General features: G+C 50.6%; 12 protein-coding genes. 7 read left to right on the top strand and 5 right to left on the bottom strand.

Features of this window, described 5'->3' with window-relative positions; genetic code table 11:
- Positions 1-40: 40 nt before the first annotated feature.
- Entirely contained in the window at positions 41-2,842 is a 2,802-nt protein-coding gene (locus J7438_RS00725) for a response regulator (RefSeq protein ID WP_209275044.1), read from the bottom strand.
- Positions 2,843-2,917: 75 nt separating this feature from the next.
- Between J7438_RS00725 and cysM the strand changes: the two genes are divergently transcribed.
- The 4 genes from cysM to mazG all read left to right on the top strand — a co-directional run bounded on the left by cysM (position 2,918) and on the right by mazG (position 8,701).
- The gene (gene cysM / locus J7438_RS00720) at positions 2,918-3,799 is read left to right on the top strand and encodes a cysteine synthase CysM (protein WP_286196271.1); all 882 of its coding nucleotides are present in this window, start codon (positions 2,918-2,920) and stop codon (positions 3,797-3,799) included.
- Between the two features lie 149 nt (positions 3,800-3,948).
- Complete coding sequence (rlmD, locus tag J7438_RS00715; RefSeq protein ID WP_209275043.1) at positions 3,949-5,286, top strand: 23S rRNA (uracil(1939)-C(5))-methyltransferase RlmD; 1,338 nt, start codon at positions 3,949-3,951, stop codon at positions 5,284-5,286.
- Between the two features lie 278 nt (positions 5,287-5,564).
- The gene (relA, locus tag J7438_RS00710) at positions 5,565-7,817 is read left to right on the top strand and encodes a GTP diphosphokinase (RefSeq protein ID WP_209199654.1); all 2,253 of its coding nucleotides are present in this window, start codon (positions 5,565-5,567) and stop codon (positions 7,815-7,817) included.
- 77 nt (positions 7,818-7,894) lie between these two features.
- Positions 7,895-8,701 (top strand): nucleoside triphosphate pyrophosphohydrolase, encoded by an 807-nt coding sequence (mazG, locus tag J7438_RS00705; protein ID WP_209275042.1) that lies wholly within the window; start codon positions 7,895-7,897, stop codon positions 8,699-8,701.
- 48 nt (positions 8,702-8,749) lie between these two features.
- On the opposite strand, the gene J7438_RS00700 is transcribed toward mazG, so the two are convergent.
- Positions 8,750-9,499: a type IV pili methyl-accepting chemotaxis transducer N-terminal domain-containing protein gene (locus J7438_RS00700; protein WP_209275041.1), complete on the bottom strand. Its 750-nt coding sequence runs from the start codon at positions 9,497-9,499 to the stop codon at positions 8,750-8,752.
- 108 nt (positions 9,500-9,607) lie between these two features.
- On the opposite strand from J7438_RS00700, the gene J7438_RS00695 reads away from it, so the two are divergent.
- On the top strand, positions 9,608-10,315 hold the full coding sequence (locus J7438_RS00695; protein WP_209275040.1) for a pseudouridine synthase: 708 nt from the start codon (positions 9,608-9,610) through the stop codon (positions 10,313-10,315).
- Here the strand turns inward: J7438_RS00695 and J7438_RS00690 are convergent.
- Positions 10,283-10,729 carry a GNAT family N-acetyltransferase gene (locus tag J7438_RS00690; protein ID WP_209275039.1) on the bottom strand — a complete coding sequence of 149 codons (447 nt, stop codon included), beginning with the start codon at positions 10,727-10,729 and terminating at the stop codon, positions 10,283-10,285. The two genes, J7438_RS00695 and J7438_RS00690, sit on opposite strands and share 33 nt — an antisense overlap.
- The gene (trmJ, locus tag J7438_RS00685) at positions 10,722-11,462 is read right to left on the bottom strand and encodes a tRNA (cytosine(32)/uridine(32)-2'-O)-methyltransferase TrmJ (RefSeq protein WP_209275038.1); all 741 of its coding nucleotides are present in this window, start codon (positions 11,460-11,462) and stop codon (positions 10,722-10,724) included. Before trmJ ends, J7438_RS00690 begins: the two co-directional genes overlap by 8 nt.
- Before the next feature lie 194 nt (positions 11,463-11,656).
- Between trmJ and cydD the strand changes: the two genes are divergently transcribed.
- Positions 11,657-13,465 (top strand): heme ABC transporter permease/ATP-binding protein CydD, encoded by a 1,809-nt coding sequence (cydD, locus tag J7438_RS00680; protein ID WP_209275037.1) that lies wholly within the window; start codon positions 11,657-11,659, stop codon positions 13,463-13,465.
- Complete coding sequence (gene cydC / locus J7438_RS00675; protein ID WP_209275036.1) at positions 13,458-15,149, top strand: heme ABC transporter ATP-binding protein/permease CydC; 1,692 nt, start codon at positions 13,458-13,460, stop codon at positions 15,147-15,149. Before cydD ends, cydC begins: the two co-directional genes overlap by 8 nt.
- A gap of 86 nt (positions 15,150-15,235) precedes the next feature.
- On the opposite strand, the gene J7438_RS00670 is transcribed toward cydC, so the two are convergent.
- Positions 15,236-16,894 (bottom strand): HAD family acid phosphatase, encoded by a 1,659-nt coding sequence (locus J7438_RS00670; RefSeq protein ID WP_209275035.1) that lies wholly within the window; start codon positions 16,892-16,894, stop codon positions 15,236-15,238.
- Positions 16,895-17,015: the final 121 nt, after the last annotated feature.

The following is a 17,015-nucleotide window of genomic DNA, read 5'->3' as shown; positions in this document are numbered from 1 at the left end:
CGCCCGACTCACTACCCTCATAAACGGCTTGGAACTGGTATTATGACTCAGCCGTTTCCAGACTCTCTATTTCCCATTGATTGAGACGGGTGATGGACTGAAGCAATAATTGAAAGTCTTCGGAGACTTTATTATGGTCCAGGGTGTTGTATTTCTTCAGTCGTGTTTCCAGTCGGTTGCAAATACGCTCCAGTTCTGGCACTCCACAATAACGACAGGCACCGTGTAATCGGTGTACCCGTTCCAGTACAGCCGAATAATTATTGGCAGCCCAGCCATCTCTGAGAGTTACAAGATCGTCATCAAGTCCCTCTTTCATCATCACCAGCATCTCCTGAGCCAGTTCCCGGTTTCCGGCAGCCAGTTGCGTCGCCAGGTTGATATCCACAGGACTTTCCTGTTGATCCATTGCCGGATGTAAAGAGATGCCGGGCTTTGATGGTGGACAATATTCTCTATGCTCTATTATCTCGGTAGGGTTCTTTGCCCACTGGTTGATCATGCTGATGACGTGTTTTTCACTGACCGGTTTACTCAGGTAGTCATCAAAGCCACTTTGCAGCAGCACCTTTTTCTCCTCGGGTAGCGCATGGGCAGTTACTGCAATAATAGGGGTGCGCTGGTGGTTCGGGATTTCACTGCGAATTCGTTTTGTGGCTTCGAGTCCATCAATGACCGGCATATGAACATCCATAAAAATAATGTCGAAAGTGAACTGCCTGCACAGTTCAATGGCATCAAAACCATTTTCTGCGGTTTGCAAATCTTGCCCCAGATTGCCAAGAATGGTTTTCAGCAACTTCAGGTTTACCGGGTTGTCATCAACGGCCAGAATACTCAGGGATTTGTTGATCTGTTGTTGATGATGAATCTCTTTGCCTTCCTGATCCGTATTTATACGCGCCAACAGTGCTTTCAGCCTGTTCAGTCCAACGGGCTTCAGAAGAGTATCAGTACCGTCCGGAAGAGCAGGATCCATAGCACCTGTTATTCCTGTCGAACTGAGTACAATAATGCGGGCGTTGCTATAGGAGGCTGTTAACTGCGTGATTCCCTGAACCGGTTCGATATTATCAGGATTGATGAAAATATAGTCGTAGGAGATATTTGTCTTGTTTGCTGACATTCCCTGCTGGATGCTGGCTGCTGCGGTGATATTTGCACCCAGTTTATCCAGTAAGTGAAAAATCGATAGCCGGGTCAGCTCATGGGTTTCGATAAGTAGTACTTTCTGGCCGTGCAGCAGTGTTGGTGCCAAGTCTTCCTGCTCACAACCATCAGCAACAGCCGGTTCACCATTTTTGTTATTCAGGGTGGTTTTAAAGGTAAACCAGAAGGTTGCTCCCTGACCCAGATCGGACTCCAGGCCAATTTCTCCACCCATTTGCTCAACCAGGTTTTTGCAAATCGACAGCCCAAGCCCGGTTCCCCCGGATTTGCGTGTTTTACTGGAGTCTGCCTGGGAAAAAGCCTGGAACAGTTTGTGGTGTTGCTCCCGGGTAAGGCCAATGCCGGTATCCGCCACTGAAACTCTCAGGGTCAGGGGCTCATTACGTTCTTGCTGATAAGGCTTGCCTTCCTGATCCAGCATTACTCGCACAGCAACGGAACCATAACTGGTGAATTTAATGGCGTTGCTGATCAGGTTGGTGAGGATCTGCTTCAACCGCAGTCCATCAATGATGATATGTTCAGGAACATCGTCGTAGATAAAGTGGACAATTTCCAACGATTTACCATAGGCAACAGGTGCCATAAACGTCATAACATCCTCAACGATCTCCCGCAGGCAGACGGGTTGGGGGTCCAGCACCAGCTTTCCGGCTTCCATACGGGAAAAATCAAGAATATCATTCAACATCGTCAGCAGTCCCTGAGAGGATTTCTCAATGGTACTGACATAGTCGTATTGTTGCGGTGTGAGCCTTGAGCTCAGCATCAGGTTGGAGAAACCAATAATGCCATTCAGCGGTGTTCTGATTTCGTGGCTCATATTGGCCAGAAATTCGCTCTTGCTCCTGCTTGCTTCAAGTGCTTCCTTTCTGGCGAGGTCCAGCTCGACATTTTGAATTTCAATGGTTTCCAGTGTTTCCTGTAGTTCATCATTGTACTGGGCAATATGACTGGTCATCTTCTGATGTTTGCTCTGCAGGCCATTGAGCATAATGTTGATAGACGATTCCAGTTCATACATCAGGCTGCCAGGGTTGTCTGGCAGTCGGGTATCGAAGAAGCCATCCTTGATGCGATCAATGACCCTTGCCATACGGTCCAGGGGGCGGGTAACACCACTGCCCAGCTTCAGGCTAATGATCAATGCAACCAATAACCCCATGGAGACAACAATAATGCTGAACGCCAGAGAGCGAAATTGGGTCAGATGAGTTTCTGCGTAGGCGTAATCGGTAATCAGCCAGCCAGTAATTTTGGTCGTATCCGGGCTGATGATTGGGTCGGCAACCTGGATGACCTGATCGTTCCGGAACCAGCGCTGGCCAGGTTCCAGCAGCGAGGATAAATTTCCGGTGGCCGTGAGCTTTGGGCCGGCATGAAGAATCTCCCTGCCTTGCTCATCGACCAGGCTTACCGCACGAATATCCCTGTCATCCAGCAGCATGCTGATCAGTGCTTGCAGCTCTTCATGTCGGGGGTTATCCAGCAGCAGTGAGGCAACGGCTGCCTGCCGTTCAGACTGAATCAATGCCTTGGCCATGAGCTGGTTGTCCAGTTCCTGATACCGCTTAACCAGATAGACACCGCCCATCAGCAGGGAAACAACAATGCCGGGAAGAAAAGCGAGCAGAAGAATCCGTTGGCGGAATGCCGTAAGGTGCTGTTTCATGGTACTGCCTTTCCCTGTTTGGCTTTTGTTCTGTATTATTGCCGGAATAATAAAGTCTACGTAAGTTATATGTCCATGGAATATCCGACAATAGAGTCGATTATTGGCAACACCCCGCTGGTTCGTCTGCAGCGTATGCAGGGGAAGAGTTCAAATACCATACTACTGAAACTGGAAGGACAAAATCCGGCCGGTTCCGTGAAAGATCGACCAGCCCTGTCCATGATCGCCGAGGCTGAACGCCGCAATGCCATCAGCCCGGGGGACACATTAATTGAAGCTACCAGTGGCAATACCGGTATAGCACTTGCCATGGCAGCGGCCGTTCGCGGTTATCGAATGATCCTTATTATGCCGGACAATATGAGCGCCGAGCGTCGTGCAGCAATGAGTGCTTATGGAGCAGAATTGATTCTGGTCAGTAATGGCATGGAAGGTGCCCGGGATAAAGCGCTGGAAATGCAGCAACAGGGGCAGGGCAAGGTGCTTAACCAGTTTGCCAATCCGGATAATCCCCTGGCGCATTATGGGACCACCGGGCCTGAAATCTGGCAGCAGACCCAGGGTGCGGTCACGCATTTTATCAGCTCCATGGGCACTACCGGGACGATAATGGGGACCTCCCGTTATCTGAAAGCGAAAAATCCTGCCATTCAGATCGTTGGTCTGCAGCCGGAAGAGGGGGCTCAGATACCAGGCATACGTCGTTGGAGTCCTGAATACCTGCCTGCAATTTTTGACCGTTCTGCCGTTGATGAGGTGATGGATATTGGTCAGACAGAAGCTGAAGAATGCATGAGGCGGCTGGCCCGGGAAGAAGGCATATTCTGCGGTGTTTCTTCCGGGGGAGCCGTTGCTGCTGCCCTGAGACTGTCAAAAAGCGTAGAGCATGCCACCATTGTGGCGATTATCTGTGATCGTGGTGATCGTTATCTTTCCACGGGCGTATTTCTGTAGGAAAACCATCCACTGGTTTCTCTGGCCATGATTGAATGTCAATGTATGCAGGTATGAATCCGGGTTTGTTGTACTCGATATCCAAGGTAAAATTGCGCTTTTAAACGGCCATGAGCTGTTCATGTTCAAGAGAATGTTGGAAGTACTCTATGCGCTTTAAACGTGCTGCCTCAACCCCTGTTATTATTCATGAGGATGTGCGTATTGACGGGCTTTCCCATGATGGTCGCGGGATTGCCCGTTACCATGGGAAGACCCTCTTTATTGACGGGGCACTGCCGGGCGAAACCGTTCGTGTCCGGGTTCTGGAAGACAAACGTCGTTTTATCAATGCCCGTGTAACAGAAGTGCTGTCGGCATCACCCGAGCGCCGTGAGCATACCTGTGCCCATTTTCGTCAGTGCGGAGGCTGCAGCCGGCAGTACTGGTCCCATGAAGGGCAGCTTGACAGCAAGCAGCACATCGTTCTCGATCAGTTAAGGCGATTTGCCCATGTTGTGCCTGAACACATTGAGGAACCACTGGTTTCTCCACCCTATGGCTATCGCCACCGTTGTCGTTTTGCCATCCGCTGGCGCAAAGGCAGACTGAGCCTTGGCTTTCGGGAAAAGGGCAGTAATGCTATCTGTGACATTAATGAATGCCCCATACTGGCAGAGCCTTTGCAGGAGATGCCCTTACTGCTGAAGTCATTTTTGCCAACGTTAACAGGCCGGGAAGCCATTTCCCATGTGGAGTGCTTTCTGGCAGAGCAGGGGCGAGGGTTACTGCTGCGTCATATTCGTCCTCTGTCGCAAGAAGACCAAACCCTGTTGGCAGCGTTTGCTTCTGCCCATCAGCTGTTGCTGTACCTGCAGGGTAGTCCGGAGAACATTCGGCTTTTATATCCTGCCAGATCTGACGACGATGCCGCAGCCGCATTGCATTACTCGCTGCCTGAATCAGGAGTACAGCTGTACTTCCGGCCACAGGACTTTACCCAGGTCAACCGGGTGATTAATCAGGCGATGGTTGAGCAGGCTATCCAGTGGCTTTCTCCGCAGGCATCCGATAAAGTGCTTGACCTGTTCTGTGGCCTGGGTAATTTCTCTCTGCCACTGGCGAAAAAGTCAGGCCATGTGACGGGGGTTGAGGGTTCACCGGGTTCGGTTGCCCAGGCGGCAAAAAATGCCGGTCTGAATGGTTTGAGTAATGTAAGTTTTCACTGCGCAGACCTGTCCAGTGATTTCACCACTGAGTCCTGGGCAAAAGAGCATTACGATATAGTGGTTCTGGACCCCCCCAGGGCCGGTGCGGATTTTATGATTGAGCAACTGGCCTGTTTATTGCCTGACCGACTGTTGTATATTTCCTGCAATCCGGCAACCCTTGCCAGGGATGCCGGAAGTCTGGTCTCCCATGGTTTCAGGCTTGAGCGTTTGTGTGTAATGGATATGTTTCCGCAAACTTCTCATGTTGAGTCCATGGCGCTTTTTGTCAGGTCATAGATTATCAAACAGTAATTTATTGGAAAGTAGCCTGTTAATGGCTGCTTTGGGGTAGTAGTCTAGGAGCCTGTCCGAGAATAGACTGCCCTACTGCGGTGGCAGCAAATTGGTCTAAAAATCCGCTTTTGTTCGGCAAATAGCCCCGCTATTCACCTCACAAAACCGAATTTTTATCCTCAATTTTCTGCCATCCTCGCTACGGGCGCTATTCTCGGTCAGCCTCCTAGCCCGACGCCTGACAGGGCATCATTTTTACAGAAAGAGATGGAATGGAATAGATGGTCAAGGTCAGAGAGGATCAGCCCCAGCTCTTCGACGGCAGTGTCGACCTGGATGCCTGGCTGAATCGCCTGCAGGAACGTTACGGCGTTGGTGATACGGATAGTCTGAGGGAGGCCTGTGAGCTGGCCCAACAGGCTGAACTGCTGGCATTGCAGCGGTCTCTCGAATCTGAAGAAACAGTCTGGCCTACTGGAAAAGGGTGTTTCCGGACCGGTCTGGAAATGGCCGAGATCCTGGCCGAGCTGAAACTGGATATGGATACCCTGGTTGCTGCGGTCCTCTATCGGGCTGTTCGTGAAACCAAACTCTCTCTTGACCAGGTGGAAGAGAATTTTGGCAAGGTAGTTGCCGGTCTGATCAAAGACGTTCAGGGCATGGCGGCCATCAGCAATATCCAGAACCCCAGAAAGCAGGTTCTCGATCATCGTCAGGACCAGCTGGAAAAAGTTCGTAAGATGCTGGTGTCCATTATTGACGATGTCCGTGTTGCCCTGATCAAACTGGCTGAGCGAACCTGCGCTATCCGGGCTGTTCAGCATGCCAGTAAGGAGAAACGTCAGCGGGTTGCCAGGGAGGTGTTTGAAATTTATGCGCCGCTGGCCCATCGGCTGGGTATTGGTTATATCAAGTGGGAGCTGGAAGATCTCTCCTTCCGCTACCTTAAACCCCAGGACTATAAGAAAATTGCCAGGTTACTGGATGGCAAACGACTGGATCGCCAGAAATACATTACCAACGTCGTAGATGCCCTGAAAGCATCACTGTCGGATGCACGGATTGAGGGGGATGTCAGTGGTCGGGTGAAGCATATCTACAGCATCTGGCGGAAGATGAAACGGAAAAACGTCGATTTCCGTGATCTCTACGATATTCGTGCGGTCCGTATTCTCACCCATGAAGTCCGCGATTGTTATGCGGCACTGGGGGTGGTGCACTCGCTCTGGAATCATATTCCCAAGGAATTTGATGATTACATTGCCACTCCGAAAGAGAATGGCTACCGCTCCCTGCACACGGCGGTGTTTGGCCCTGAAGGCAAAACCCTTGAAGTCCAGATACGTACCCATGATATGCATGAGGAAGCAGAGCTGGGTGTTTGCGCACACTGGAAGTACAAGGGCACTGACGTTAATAGCCGCAGTGACAGCTACGAGGAAAAAATTTCCTGGCTGCGTCAGGTGATGGAATGGCATGAAGACCTTGGTGATCTGGGCGAGCTGGGTGGTCAGTGGCGTGCGGATGTCGAGCCAGACCGAATCTATGTGTTTACCAAAGATGGGCATGTGGTTGATCTGTCGGTGGGAGCCACCCCGATCGATTTTGCCTACCGGATTCACTCAGAAGTGGGCAGCCGCTGCAGAGGCGCAAAAGTTGCCGGTCGTATTGTCCCGTTAACCCATAAACTCAAAACCGGCGATCAGGTGGAAATCCTCACTGCCCCTAATGCCCATCCCAGCCGGGACTGGCTGAATCCTGATCTTGGCTATGTCACCACCAGTCGAGCCAGGGCCAAGATCACCAGCTGGTTCAAAAAACAGGATCGGGACGCCAATATCGCCGATGGTCAGAGCCTGCTGGAATTGGAGCTTAAACGTCAGGCGTTGCAGAGTGTTAATTACCCGGAGCTTGCCCAGGCAGTTAACTGCCTGTCACCGGATGATATGTTTGCCGGTATTGGTGCCGGTGACATAAAGCTTCGCCATGTGGTTTCCCTGGCGCAGAAGCAGGTTGCGCCGGAAGAGGAGAAGACGTTTGAAATTCGCACCAAGCCACAACAGGAACGGTTATCGGACAGCACCATTACCATTGATGGTGTCGGTAATCTGCTGACTCAGATGGCGGGTTGCTGCCAGCCGGTGCCGGGGGATCCGATTATCGGCTATATCACCGTTGGTCGTGGTGTAACCATTCACCGGGAAGACTGTAACACGGCGCTCTCTTTGCGCAGTCGTGAGCCGGAGCGCCTGATAGAAGTTAACTGGGGAACTCGTCCGGACTACAGTTACCCGGTTGATGTTATCATTACGGCTTATGACCGCCCGGGCCTGTTAAGAGATATTACCGTGGTATTGGCTAACGATAAGGTGAATGTTCTGTCTATGCAGACCCGGACCAGCAAGGAAGAGCATTTAGCCAGCATGCTGCTGACTATGGAAGTTCCGAGTCTGGAGAGCCTGGGGCGTATCCTTGCCAAGGTTAGTCAGTTGCCCAATGTTATCGATGCTGTTCGCCATCGTAAAATGAGTTAAGTTATCCTGCTGATTCTCACGCCTTGCGTGGGAATCCCCTCCTTTTTCATCCGTTTACATTCTTTCAGGAGCCGGGTTTGTCACATTCCATTGATGATCTGATTACTTTGATGGCCAGACTCAGAGATAGAGAACATGGTTGTCCATGGGATCTGAAACAGACCTTCGCCACCATCGCCCCCTACACACTGGAAGAGGCCTGCGAAGTTGCCGAAGCCATTGAGCGGGAAGATTACGACAACCTGAAAGAAGAGCTGGGTGACCTGTTATTTCAGGTGATTTTCCATGCCCAGATGGCCAGAGAAAGCGGCTTTTTTGACTTTGCCGATATTAGTGAGGGGTTATTGGCAAAATTGCTGCGCCGACATCCCCATGTCTTTCCTGATGGAAGTCTTGAGTCGTTTTCTACCGAACAACAGCTGACGTCTGAACAGGTCAAGCAGAAGTGGCAGGAAATAAAGGCCGAAGAAAAAAAACAGAAAGGCCCCAAAAAGAGTGACTCAGCCATGCCTGATGATTTGCCAGCCATGTTGCCAACCTTGCAGCGTGCCGAAAAAATTCAGGCGGCAGCGGCCAGAGTCGGTTTTGACTGGCTGGAGCCAGAGCCGGTATTTGACAAGATTCACGAAGAGCTGGATGAAATCCGTGCCGCCAGAAGTGAAAGTCAGGAGCGGATTTCGGAAGAGGTGGGTGACCTGTTATTTGCCTGTGTCAATCTTGCCCGGCACCTCGGTGTTGATGCCGATATGGCATTGCGCAAGGCCTGCCATAAATTTGACCATCGGTTCCGGAAAATGGAAGCCCTCGCTACCGAACATGAAGAACGTTTTGAACAGCTCACGCTGGAAGAGATGGAGAGCTACTGGCAGCAGTGTAAACAATGACTCTGCAGAAAGTGCCTCCATTGTTAACCGGAGGCAGGTTATGTTCTGTCAGCCATTGGATTTTATCATTAGCTGTTCATAGTCGTAGGTCAGGTCGTTCATTTTTTTCAAAATCGATTCGGTTGTTACTGAGACCACGGTAGGAACAAAATGGCCCTGGTGGCTGATTTTGAATCCGGCATTGGTAAAATCCCACTGACTCTGGACTTTCGCCAGCTTTTGTTTGATATCGCTGGAGTTTAGTTCTGACTGGCGGAGGGTTGTCAGTGCGCTGCCAAACTCACCAATGGCCAGATCCAATGATTGATCAACCGACGGATCCTTAACACCCCACGCCCGGGTAATATAGAGTTTGGCGATACGCTGACTGAGCATTCGCTGTCGGCCGGAAATATTCACCAGTTGACCGGCTTTATGTCCGGCGTGTTCGGTGATCGCTTTAACCACGGTTTCACTGCGAGCCAGAAGCTCATCACTCAGTGCCAGAATGGTCAACGCTTTTTCGCGCGTTGGTGTTTCAAGGACTTTTAAACGGAACGCCTGCCAGGTGATGGCGGCATCATTCAAGCTGTTGCGAATCTCATCGTTAGGGGCGTAATCCATAAGTTCAAGAAATTGCTGCTCGAACAGGGCCATACTGGTATCCAGGTCAGCTGTCGCTTGATCCGGATTTACATCGGAGCCAATCATAATGTAACTTTTAGCGATCCTCTGACTGAGCATTCGCTGACGACCCGCTTTGTTAATGGCTTCTGCATCATTGATGGTTGCCGCTGCAGGCAGTGAAGTTATAAGCATAGTGAACAGGATGCTGAGTAGGCCTGAAATTTTGAAAATCTGTTTTAACATATCCGTATCTATGAATTGTTATTGATTTAAAAGGCGGATAATACCTGAAAATTGTTTATGATTCGCCTTTCCAAATTTATTGCGGACGCTGGTTATTGCTCACGGCGGCAGGCTTCACGACTGATTGACAGTGGTTGTGTGCTGGTTAATGGCAGGCCGGGATTGCATATTGATCGAATAACAGACAGTGACTGTGTAATGGTCAATGGTCACGAACTAAAATCAGTAACTGAAAAACTATACTTTCTATACAACAAACCAGTGGGCGTTGACTCAGTTTGTGATGTCGAGGATCCGGCCAGTATTGTTCACCATTTACCTGCCCTGAATGACAATTTGCGGATTTTTCCCGTTGGCAGGCTGGACAAGGATTCCCACGGTTTGATGCTGCTGACCAACCAAGGTGAACTGTGCCAGGCCCTGCTGCATCCGGATTATTACCATGAAAAAGAGTATCGGGTGAATGTCGACAAGCCAGTTGATGAAGCATTTCTTTTGTCCATGGCGGCGGGTGTCAGCTACGGCGATGTCACAACAAAGCCCTGTGTGGTGGAGAAAGTCGCCAGTGATACCTTTACGATTGTCCTGACCCAGGGACTTAATCGTCAGATACGTCGAATGTGCCAGGCGCTGGGTTATCGGGTCATGGATTTACAACGTATTCGTATGGTGAACTTACTGCTGGACGGTATCGAACCGAATCACCATCGATTGCTTCGGGCCGAAGAAATTTCAGGCCTGCTTCGGGCAACGGGCCATCAATAAAAAAGTGTGCCCCTGTTGCCGGTACCTCAGGTAAGGGGCCAGGATATCAGAAGGTACACTGTCCGGCTCCGGGCTGAAAAAGCCTGCTCTCTGGTAAAAAAGTTCAAGGTGAACGTAGGGATAGCACCAGCAGTTGACAGCGTTTAGATTTTTCAGGACTTCGCTCAAAAAGAACGAGCCAATACCCTTTCTTTGGGCATTGCTGGCTACCTGGACGCTTCTCAGCAAATAACCATCGGATTTTGGACTGGCCCTCAGGCCAGCGATAATGTTTCCCTTTGCGCAGCGGGCGACCCAGACCCGCTCCTCACTCGACGCTTTTCCCTTGTGCCCGTTCTCTTTAAAAAAGCGGTTAATCAGGGGAAAGGCAATGGGGTTGAGTTCCTCAACGGTATGCACAGCACCCTCAGTCACGGCTTTTTCCGGAGGCTTTCTGGGCGGCTCCCAGAATGCCCCGCAACATATTCAGCTCTTTGGCTTCGGGGCGGGCACGGTTGAACAAGCGACGCAGCCGGGTCATGACCAGCCCCGGGTGTTGTTGAATAATAAAATTGATGTCAGTCAATGTGGTTTCCAGGTGCTCGTAGAACTTTTCCAGCTCCTGATTCAGCGGGTATTCCTGTTCCGGTGTTTCACCGTGCCAGTGGTTCTCTTTATTCAGTGACGCCTTGAAGATCTCATAACAGAGAATCTGAATGGCTGATGCAACATTAAGCACCGGGTACTCCGGATTCGCATCAATACTGGTATGGAAGTGGCACTTTTCCAGCTCGCTGTTGGTCAGACCCATGGTTTCCTGGCCAAATACCAGGGCAACCGGCGATTGGCGTGATTCACAGAGCAGTTTCTCAGCGCACGCTTCAGCCCCCAGCATCGGGCGTGAAAACGAATGGGTGCGTGTTCTGGCACTGGTGCCAATGACCAGGGCGCAATCGGCAATGGCTTCATCCAGTGAGTCAAATACCCGGGCGTTCTCCAGCACATCCAGGGCACCGGCCGCCATGGAGTCCGCCTCCGGCGCGGGAAATCGTTGCGGTGTCACCAGGCAGAGGTCACTCAGGCCCATGGTTTTCATGGCCCGGGCAGCGGAGCCTATGTTGCCGGGGTGGAAGGTATTGATAAGGATGATGCGAATATTTTGAAGCATGGTGACCAATGGTTGAATGACGGAAGAAGCTGTCCTTTTGGACACTCTTTTAGCAAGAGCTGAATCACAAAATAAATTTGACCCGTAATTATAGGGGGCGGAAGTACTTGAAAACCAGTCCTCGTGGTGAGTACCGATCAAGTTATGTACAATGCACTGCAAGTGGTCAGTAGTCCGGGAAATACATTGAAAAGATGAGTCAAAGTACACAGAAGCAGGCCTATCGCTGGTTGTTACGGCAGATAGGGTCGGCCCGGCACTGGCTACTGATCTCCATGGGCCTTGGTCTGCTCAATGGTGTCTTGCTGATTATTCAGGCTTCGATCATGGCAGGAATGATCCATCAGCTGGTGATGGAGGGAGCCACCCGGGAGGTGCTGACGGACGATTTTTTCCGGGTTCTGGTGTTGGTTGTTGCCCGTGGAGCCTGCACCTGGGGGCGTGAGTTTTGTGGTTTTCGGGCAGGTGCCTGTGTTCGGGTAGAAGTGCGTAAACTATTGCTGGATAAGTTACGTCGCCTTGGGCCATTGGTGATTGCTGAGCGGCCTGCCGGTAGCTGGTCGGCGATTGTTGTCGAGCAGGTGGAAGAGCTTCAGGAATTTATTGCCAAATACCTGCCGCAGATGGCTCTGGCGGTGATGTTACCGGCCATTATGCTGGTGGTTGCTTTCCCCCGGAGTTGGGTGGTGGGCATTATTTTCCTGGGAACAGCGCCACTGATTCCTGTTTTTATGGTTCTGGTAGGAATGAAAGCCGCACAGGCTAACCGAAAAAACTTTCAGGCACTCTCACGCTTGGGGGGCTTCTTTCTGGATCGGCTGCAAGGGTTGGAAACGCTGAAACTCTTTCAGCGAACCAGCTTTGCACAAACACAGTTGGCCGATGCCAGTGAAGACTTTCGGATAAAAACCATGCAGGTACTCCGTCTGGCTTTTCTGTCATCTACGGTGCTGGAGTTTTTTGCTTCGGTGTCCATTGCGCTGGTGGCGGTGTTTCTGGGGATGAGTTTTCTGGGTCATATTACTTTTGGTGGTGAAGTGACACTGTATACCGGGCTGTTTCTGTTGCTGCTGGCGCCTGAGTATTATCAGCCACTGCGGGAGCTGGGAACCTATTATCACGCCAGGGCCAAAGCGGTTGGTGCGACGGAAGAGATTCTGGACGTATTATCCCGGAAAGAATCGGAAGCACACCATGGCGGGTTGTCTTTGCCAGAGGCAATGCCGCTGACTCTGGAGGTAAAAGAGCTATCCGTGTCGGCAACCATCAGGTCCGCAGTTAACCCGCTGACAACGGATGCTTCAGGCAATAAACAGCCGCTTTTGCTTGATCGTCTGTCGTTTAAGATCGAACCCGGAACCCGGGTCGGTATTGTTGGCAGCAGCGGTGCCGGTAAAACAACGCTGATTAATACGCTGATGGGCTTTTGGAACTACCAGGGTGAAATAAAGGCAGGCGGGCAATCGCTGGCGGATACCCGGCTCGACAGCTGGCGTAAAGGGATTGCCTGGTTGGGTCAGCAGCCATTGATTATCCATGGCTCTGTTTATGACAATATCGCCTTTGGGCGCGCAGTTTCCCGTGAGCAGTGCCTCGACGCGCTGGGCAAAGCTCAGGGTATGGATATTCTGGCAAACCTGCCGGGTGGCCTGGACAGCGTGCTTAAGGAGCAGGGCGGTAACCTGTCGGTTGGTCAGGCCCAGCGGATTGCCCTGGCAAGGGCTCTGGTATTGCCGGTGCGGTTATTAATTCTGGATGAACCGACAGCCAGCCTGGATTCTGTCAGTGAGAGCCTGGTGCTGGATGCCCTGGATGCCATACCTGAAGACTGTACGGTCATTACCATTACCCATCGAATCAGTCAGCTCAAGGCCATGGATCAGATCCTGATGCTGGAAAAAGGAAAGCTGGTGGCTGACGGTGCTCCGGCAACGCTGGCGAGGGAAAGTTCTCTGTATCAGCAGTTCATCCACATGAACAGTGGGAGTATGGACGATGAATGACCTGTGGCCTTTCCTGAAATTGTACCGTCAGCATCTGGGGATGCTGTCATTAGGTGTGTTGCTGGCAATGGTTACCCTGCTGGCGAGTCTCAGCCTGCTCTCACTGTCCGGCTGGTTTATTACCGCCACCGCCATCGCCGGGTTGACCTTTACCACGGCCCAGACCTTTAACTTCTTTACCCCAGGGGCGGGCGTTCGAGGCTTTTCCATTGCCCGTACTGCTGCCCGCTATGCAGAACGTCTGGTCAGCCATGATGCCACTTTCCGGCTGTTGTCAGGCCTGCGCAGCTGGTTTTTCAGTAAACTGATTCCACTCTCCCAAGAGCAGCTCGGACAGTACCGTAAAGGCGAGCTGCTTGATCGGCTGGTGGCTGATATTGATGCCCTGGATCAACTCTATCTGAGGCTGGTCAGCCCATTGCTGTCTGCTGTTAGTGTTGCTTTGTTGTTTTCACTGTTTATCTCTTTTTTCAGTGCTGCGGTGGCTATGGTGGTATTGCTGGTGATGATGCTCTGGATTATCGCCATGCCGTTGTTGTTTTATGTCCTGGGTCGCAGGACCGGGGAGTCAATGGGTGTCAGGCAGGCGCGTTTGCGCCAGGAGGTGCTGGATTATCTGCAGGGCATGGCGGAACAGCAGATCTACGGCAGTGATGCCAATAGTCGTGCCTCGATGGCTGAATCAGAACAGAAACTGGTTGCCGACCAGTCCCGCATGGCTGTGATGGAAGGCTTTGGCTCCGCCCTGTTTGTTTCCGGCTCCGGTGCGGCGGCATTACTGGTGTTGTATATCGCCAGTGGTGAGATGAGTGCAGACCTGTTCAGTGGGCCGGTAATGGTTATGATGGTGTTTGGGATGCTGGCCAGTTTTGAAGCGCTGATGCCGTTACCCGTTGCTTTTCAGTTTCTCAGTCATACACGACAGGCGGCGAGTCGTTTGCGCCAGGTGGTGGATTCACCGGTGGTTGCATTTCCAGAAAAGGCAACAGGAGAAGTATTAAAGGGTGAGATTCAGTTTACTGAGGTCTCCTGTCACTATTCCAATAACAGCGATGCCAATAACCAGCCAGTCATTAATCAGCTATCACTCCACATTCCTGCAGGCAGCCATATTGCTCTGCTCGGTAAAACCGGATGCGGTAAATCAACGCTGATCAAGCTATTGAGTCGTGGATTGGAGCCCTCTGGTGGCAGGATTTTACTGGATGGACAGCTGATTCAGGAATTATCAGAACAGGCACTTTACCGGGCCATCACGTTTGTTCCTCAGAAAACCCATGTGTTCAGTGCCACGCTCAGGGAGAATCTGCTGTTGGCCGCACCAGCGGCAAGTGATGAGGCTCTGTTAGCAGTCGTTAACGATTCAGGTCTGAATAGGCTTGCTGCTGCCAGGGAAAACGATGGTGATCTGCTGGATATCTGGCTGGGGCAGGGTGGCATTGCCTTATCCGGCGGAGAGCAGCGTCGTCTGGCCATTGCCCGTGCTTTGCTGAAAGCGGCCCCGATACTGGTGATGGATGAGCCGGGGGAAGGGCTGGATGTTCACAGCGAACAGGCATTGATGGATACCGTTTTGGGTCAATTCAAAGACAGCACCATCATTATGATCACCCATAAGCGGACTGCCCTGGAAAACATGGATCAGGTCTTGCGAATGGAAAATGGCAGTTTGATCAAATGGTAATAGGCCGCCTGTTGGGCGACACTGTTATACTTTGCCAATCACCCTTGGACTTCGCTCAAGGTGAAAGGAGACTGTACACATCAAACTTATTGAAATGATGTGCTGGCCTGGGCCGCTTTGTATAGATCCTTTTCAGGCCAATCTTCTATTAGGCTTCTGCGAATGTCAGAACGTTCCTGATCACTCAACTGGCAAATATCTTTTCCTGCAATCTGTGAATAGTACTGCCGCATCCAGGTTTTGTTGACCGGATTGGGAATAATAAAATATTTTCTTCCGTACAGGTTTCTGGTTTTTTCAACGGAAGCCCGATCGAAAGGGGATAACCCTTGCTCTTTTAAATCAAAGTCATCCAGAAGGTCACCGACAAACAGCCTGACATCGTATTTTTTTTCGTTGATCCTTCCGGACATAATGGCTTTTCTCTGGTGCTCTTTATCACAGCTTTTTTTATTGACCGGACAATATTTGGAGCGGTTCAGCAGGTTGGTCTGCGTAACTTTGGGGAATCCATTGGCAGCAAGTTGTTTTAAAGTAAAGTTTTCTACGTCCCCATTATGGCCCGGGCGGCCGGAAGAGTGCTCCCGGGCTGTTAGATAAAAGATTTCATAACCCAGGGCGGCCGCTTTGTTTAAAAACTCTCTGGCACCGGGAATAGAGGTAGATTGAAGCTGTTTTTCGTAGTTCCTCATCTTCTCTTCAGGTTCAGGGAATGCTTTACAAAGAGGTGGGATTAAATGATTCGGAGGATAGTCTATTAGCGTGCCATCAATATCAACAATAATTGCCCGATCAGTGGCGTAGCGGTTTTCAGGGGCTTCAAGAGCCTTGCTGGCCAGGTTATAAGTCTGAATAGCGGTGGCATTGAAATCTGCAGATTTCCTGACCCAGAGATCGGCCATGATAATATGCTGCCGGTAGCTCTCGGGAATAGGCACTGGTAACTCTGTGTCGTTAACTTGCCGGATGCGAACCCGGTGTTTTTCTGCTGGGCTCAGTGTTCGGTAGTCTTTGCTGATGGCTTCTTCCCAGAATCCATAAACGGTATTTGGCAAAATAAACCACTGGCTGCCAAGTTTATCCTGATGCTGACTTACCCACTTTTTCTTTTCCGGATACAGACCTTTAACAACCTCACCAAGATCGTCCAGCTGGTCACCAAACAGCATGATCGGGTAGTAGCCCGCTTTTATGATGTGCTGTCGCTTGTCTTCTTTGCTGAGGGTAATGTTTTTTTCTGCCTGGAGAATCACATGACTTTCACCGTTAACCGGATAACCCAATTGCTTAAGTTTATTAATAGTAATGGTTTTTACATCGTTAAAACGGCCGCTGATATAGAATATTTCAATGCCCATACTATTGGCCCTTTGCAGGAATTCAACGGACCCTGGCAGTGCTTTCGTCTCTTGATGATTCCACCAGAACCTGGATCGCTCAATACTTCGGGACTCATGAGTGTCAACCATACTGGTAAAATAACGGGTGCCTGATATCAGAGTATCATCAATATCGGTGATTATTGCAGGCTTTTTACCTTCAGGTGCCTTTGTCAAAAGAGCTTCCAGTTGATCGGTTGCGCCGTTAAAACTCTGATAAAAGTAAGCGCAGTATTCCCCGGAATGCTGTTGCCAGTTTGCGGCAATGATAACTTCGTTGTTTAAAGCTTTCTGATCAAAGCTATTGGCAAAGAGGGGCTGTGAGCTGAGTAATGGTGAAAGTAATAGAGCGGCCAAAACTTTCATGTCCGCTTTCTTTTCTATAAAACGTCGAATTTTCATAATTCTGATTGTGATAATTCTATTTGAGATAAGAGTGACCGCATCAGAATAGACGAAAAGAAATAAAGTCTATGGAAGTGTTTGT

Origin of the sequence: Thalassotalea sp. G20_0 (genome assembly GCF_017744175.1) — a bacterium.
Classification (GTDB): Bacteria; Pseudomonadota; Gammaproteobacteria; order Pseudomonadales; family Endozoicomonadaceae; genus Endozoicomonas.
This window is presented reverse-complemented; position numbering and strand designations above follow the sequence as displayed.

Coding starts and splice junctions, on each gene's coding strand:
- J7438_RS00670 (WP_209275035.1), bottom strand. CDS start 16,894: ATGAAAGTTTTGGCCGCTCTATTACTTTCACCATTACTCAGCTCACAG.
- J7438_RS00695 (WP_209275040.1), top strand. CDS start 9,608: ATGATTCGCCTTTCCAAATTTATTGCGGACGCTGGTTATTGCTCACGG.
- cydD (WP_209275037.1), top strand. CDS start 11,657: ATGAGTCAAAGTACACAGAAGCAGGCCTATCGCTGGTTGTTACGGCAG.
- J7438_RS00725 (WP_209275044.1), bottom strand. CDS start 2,842: ATGAAACAGCACCTTACGGCATTCCGCCAACGGATTCTTCTGCTCGCT.
- cydC (WP_209275036.1), top strand. CDS start 13,458: ATGAATGACCTGTGGCCTTTCCTGAAATTGTACCGTCAGCATCTGGGG.
- J7438_RS00700 (WP_209275041.1), bottom strand. CDS start 9,499: ATGCTTATAACTTCACTGCCTGCAGCGGCAACCATCAATGATGCAGAA.
- rlmD (WP_209275043.1), top strand. CDS start 3,949: ATGCGCTTTAAACGTGCTGCCTCAACCCCTGTTATTATTCATGAGGAT.
- cysM (WP_286196271.1), top strand. CDS start 2,918: ATGGAATATCCGACAATAGAGTCGATTATTGGCAACACCCCGCTGGTT.
- relA (WP_209199654.1), top strand. CDS start 5,565: ATGGTCAAGGTCAGAGAGGATCAGCCCCAGCTCTTCGACGGCAGTGTC.
- trmJ (WP_209275038.1), bottom strand. CDS start 11,462: ATGCTTCAAAATATTCGCATCATCCTTATCAATACCTTCCACCCCGGC.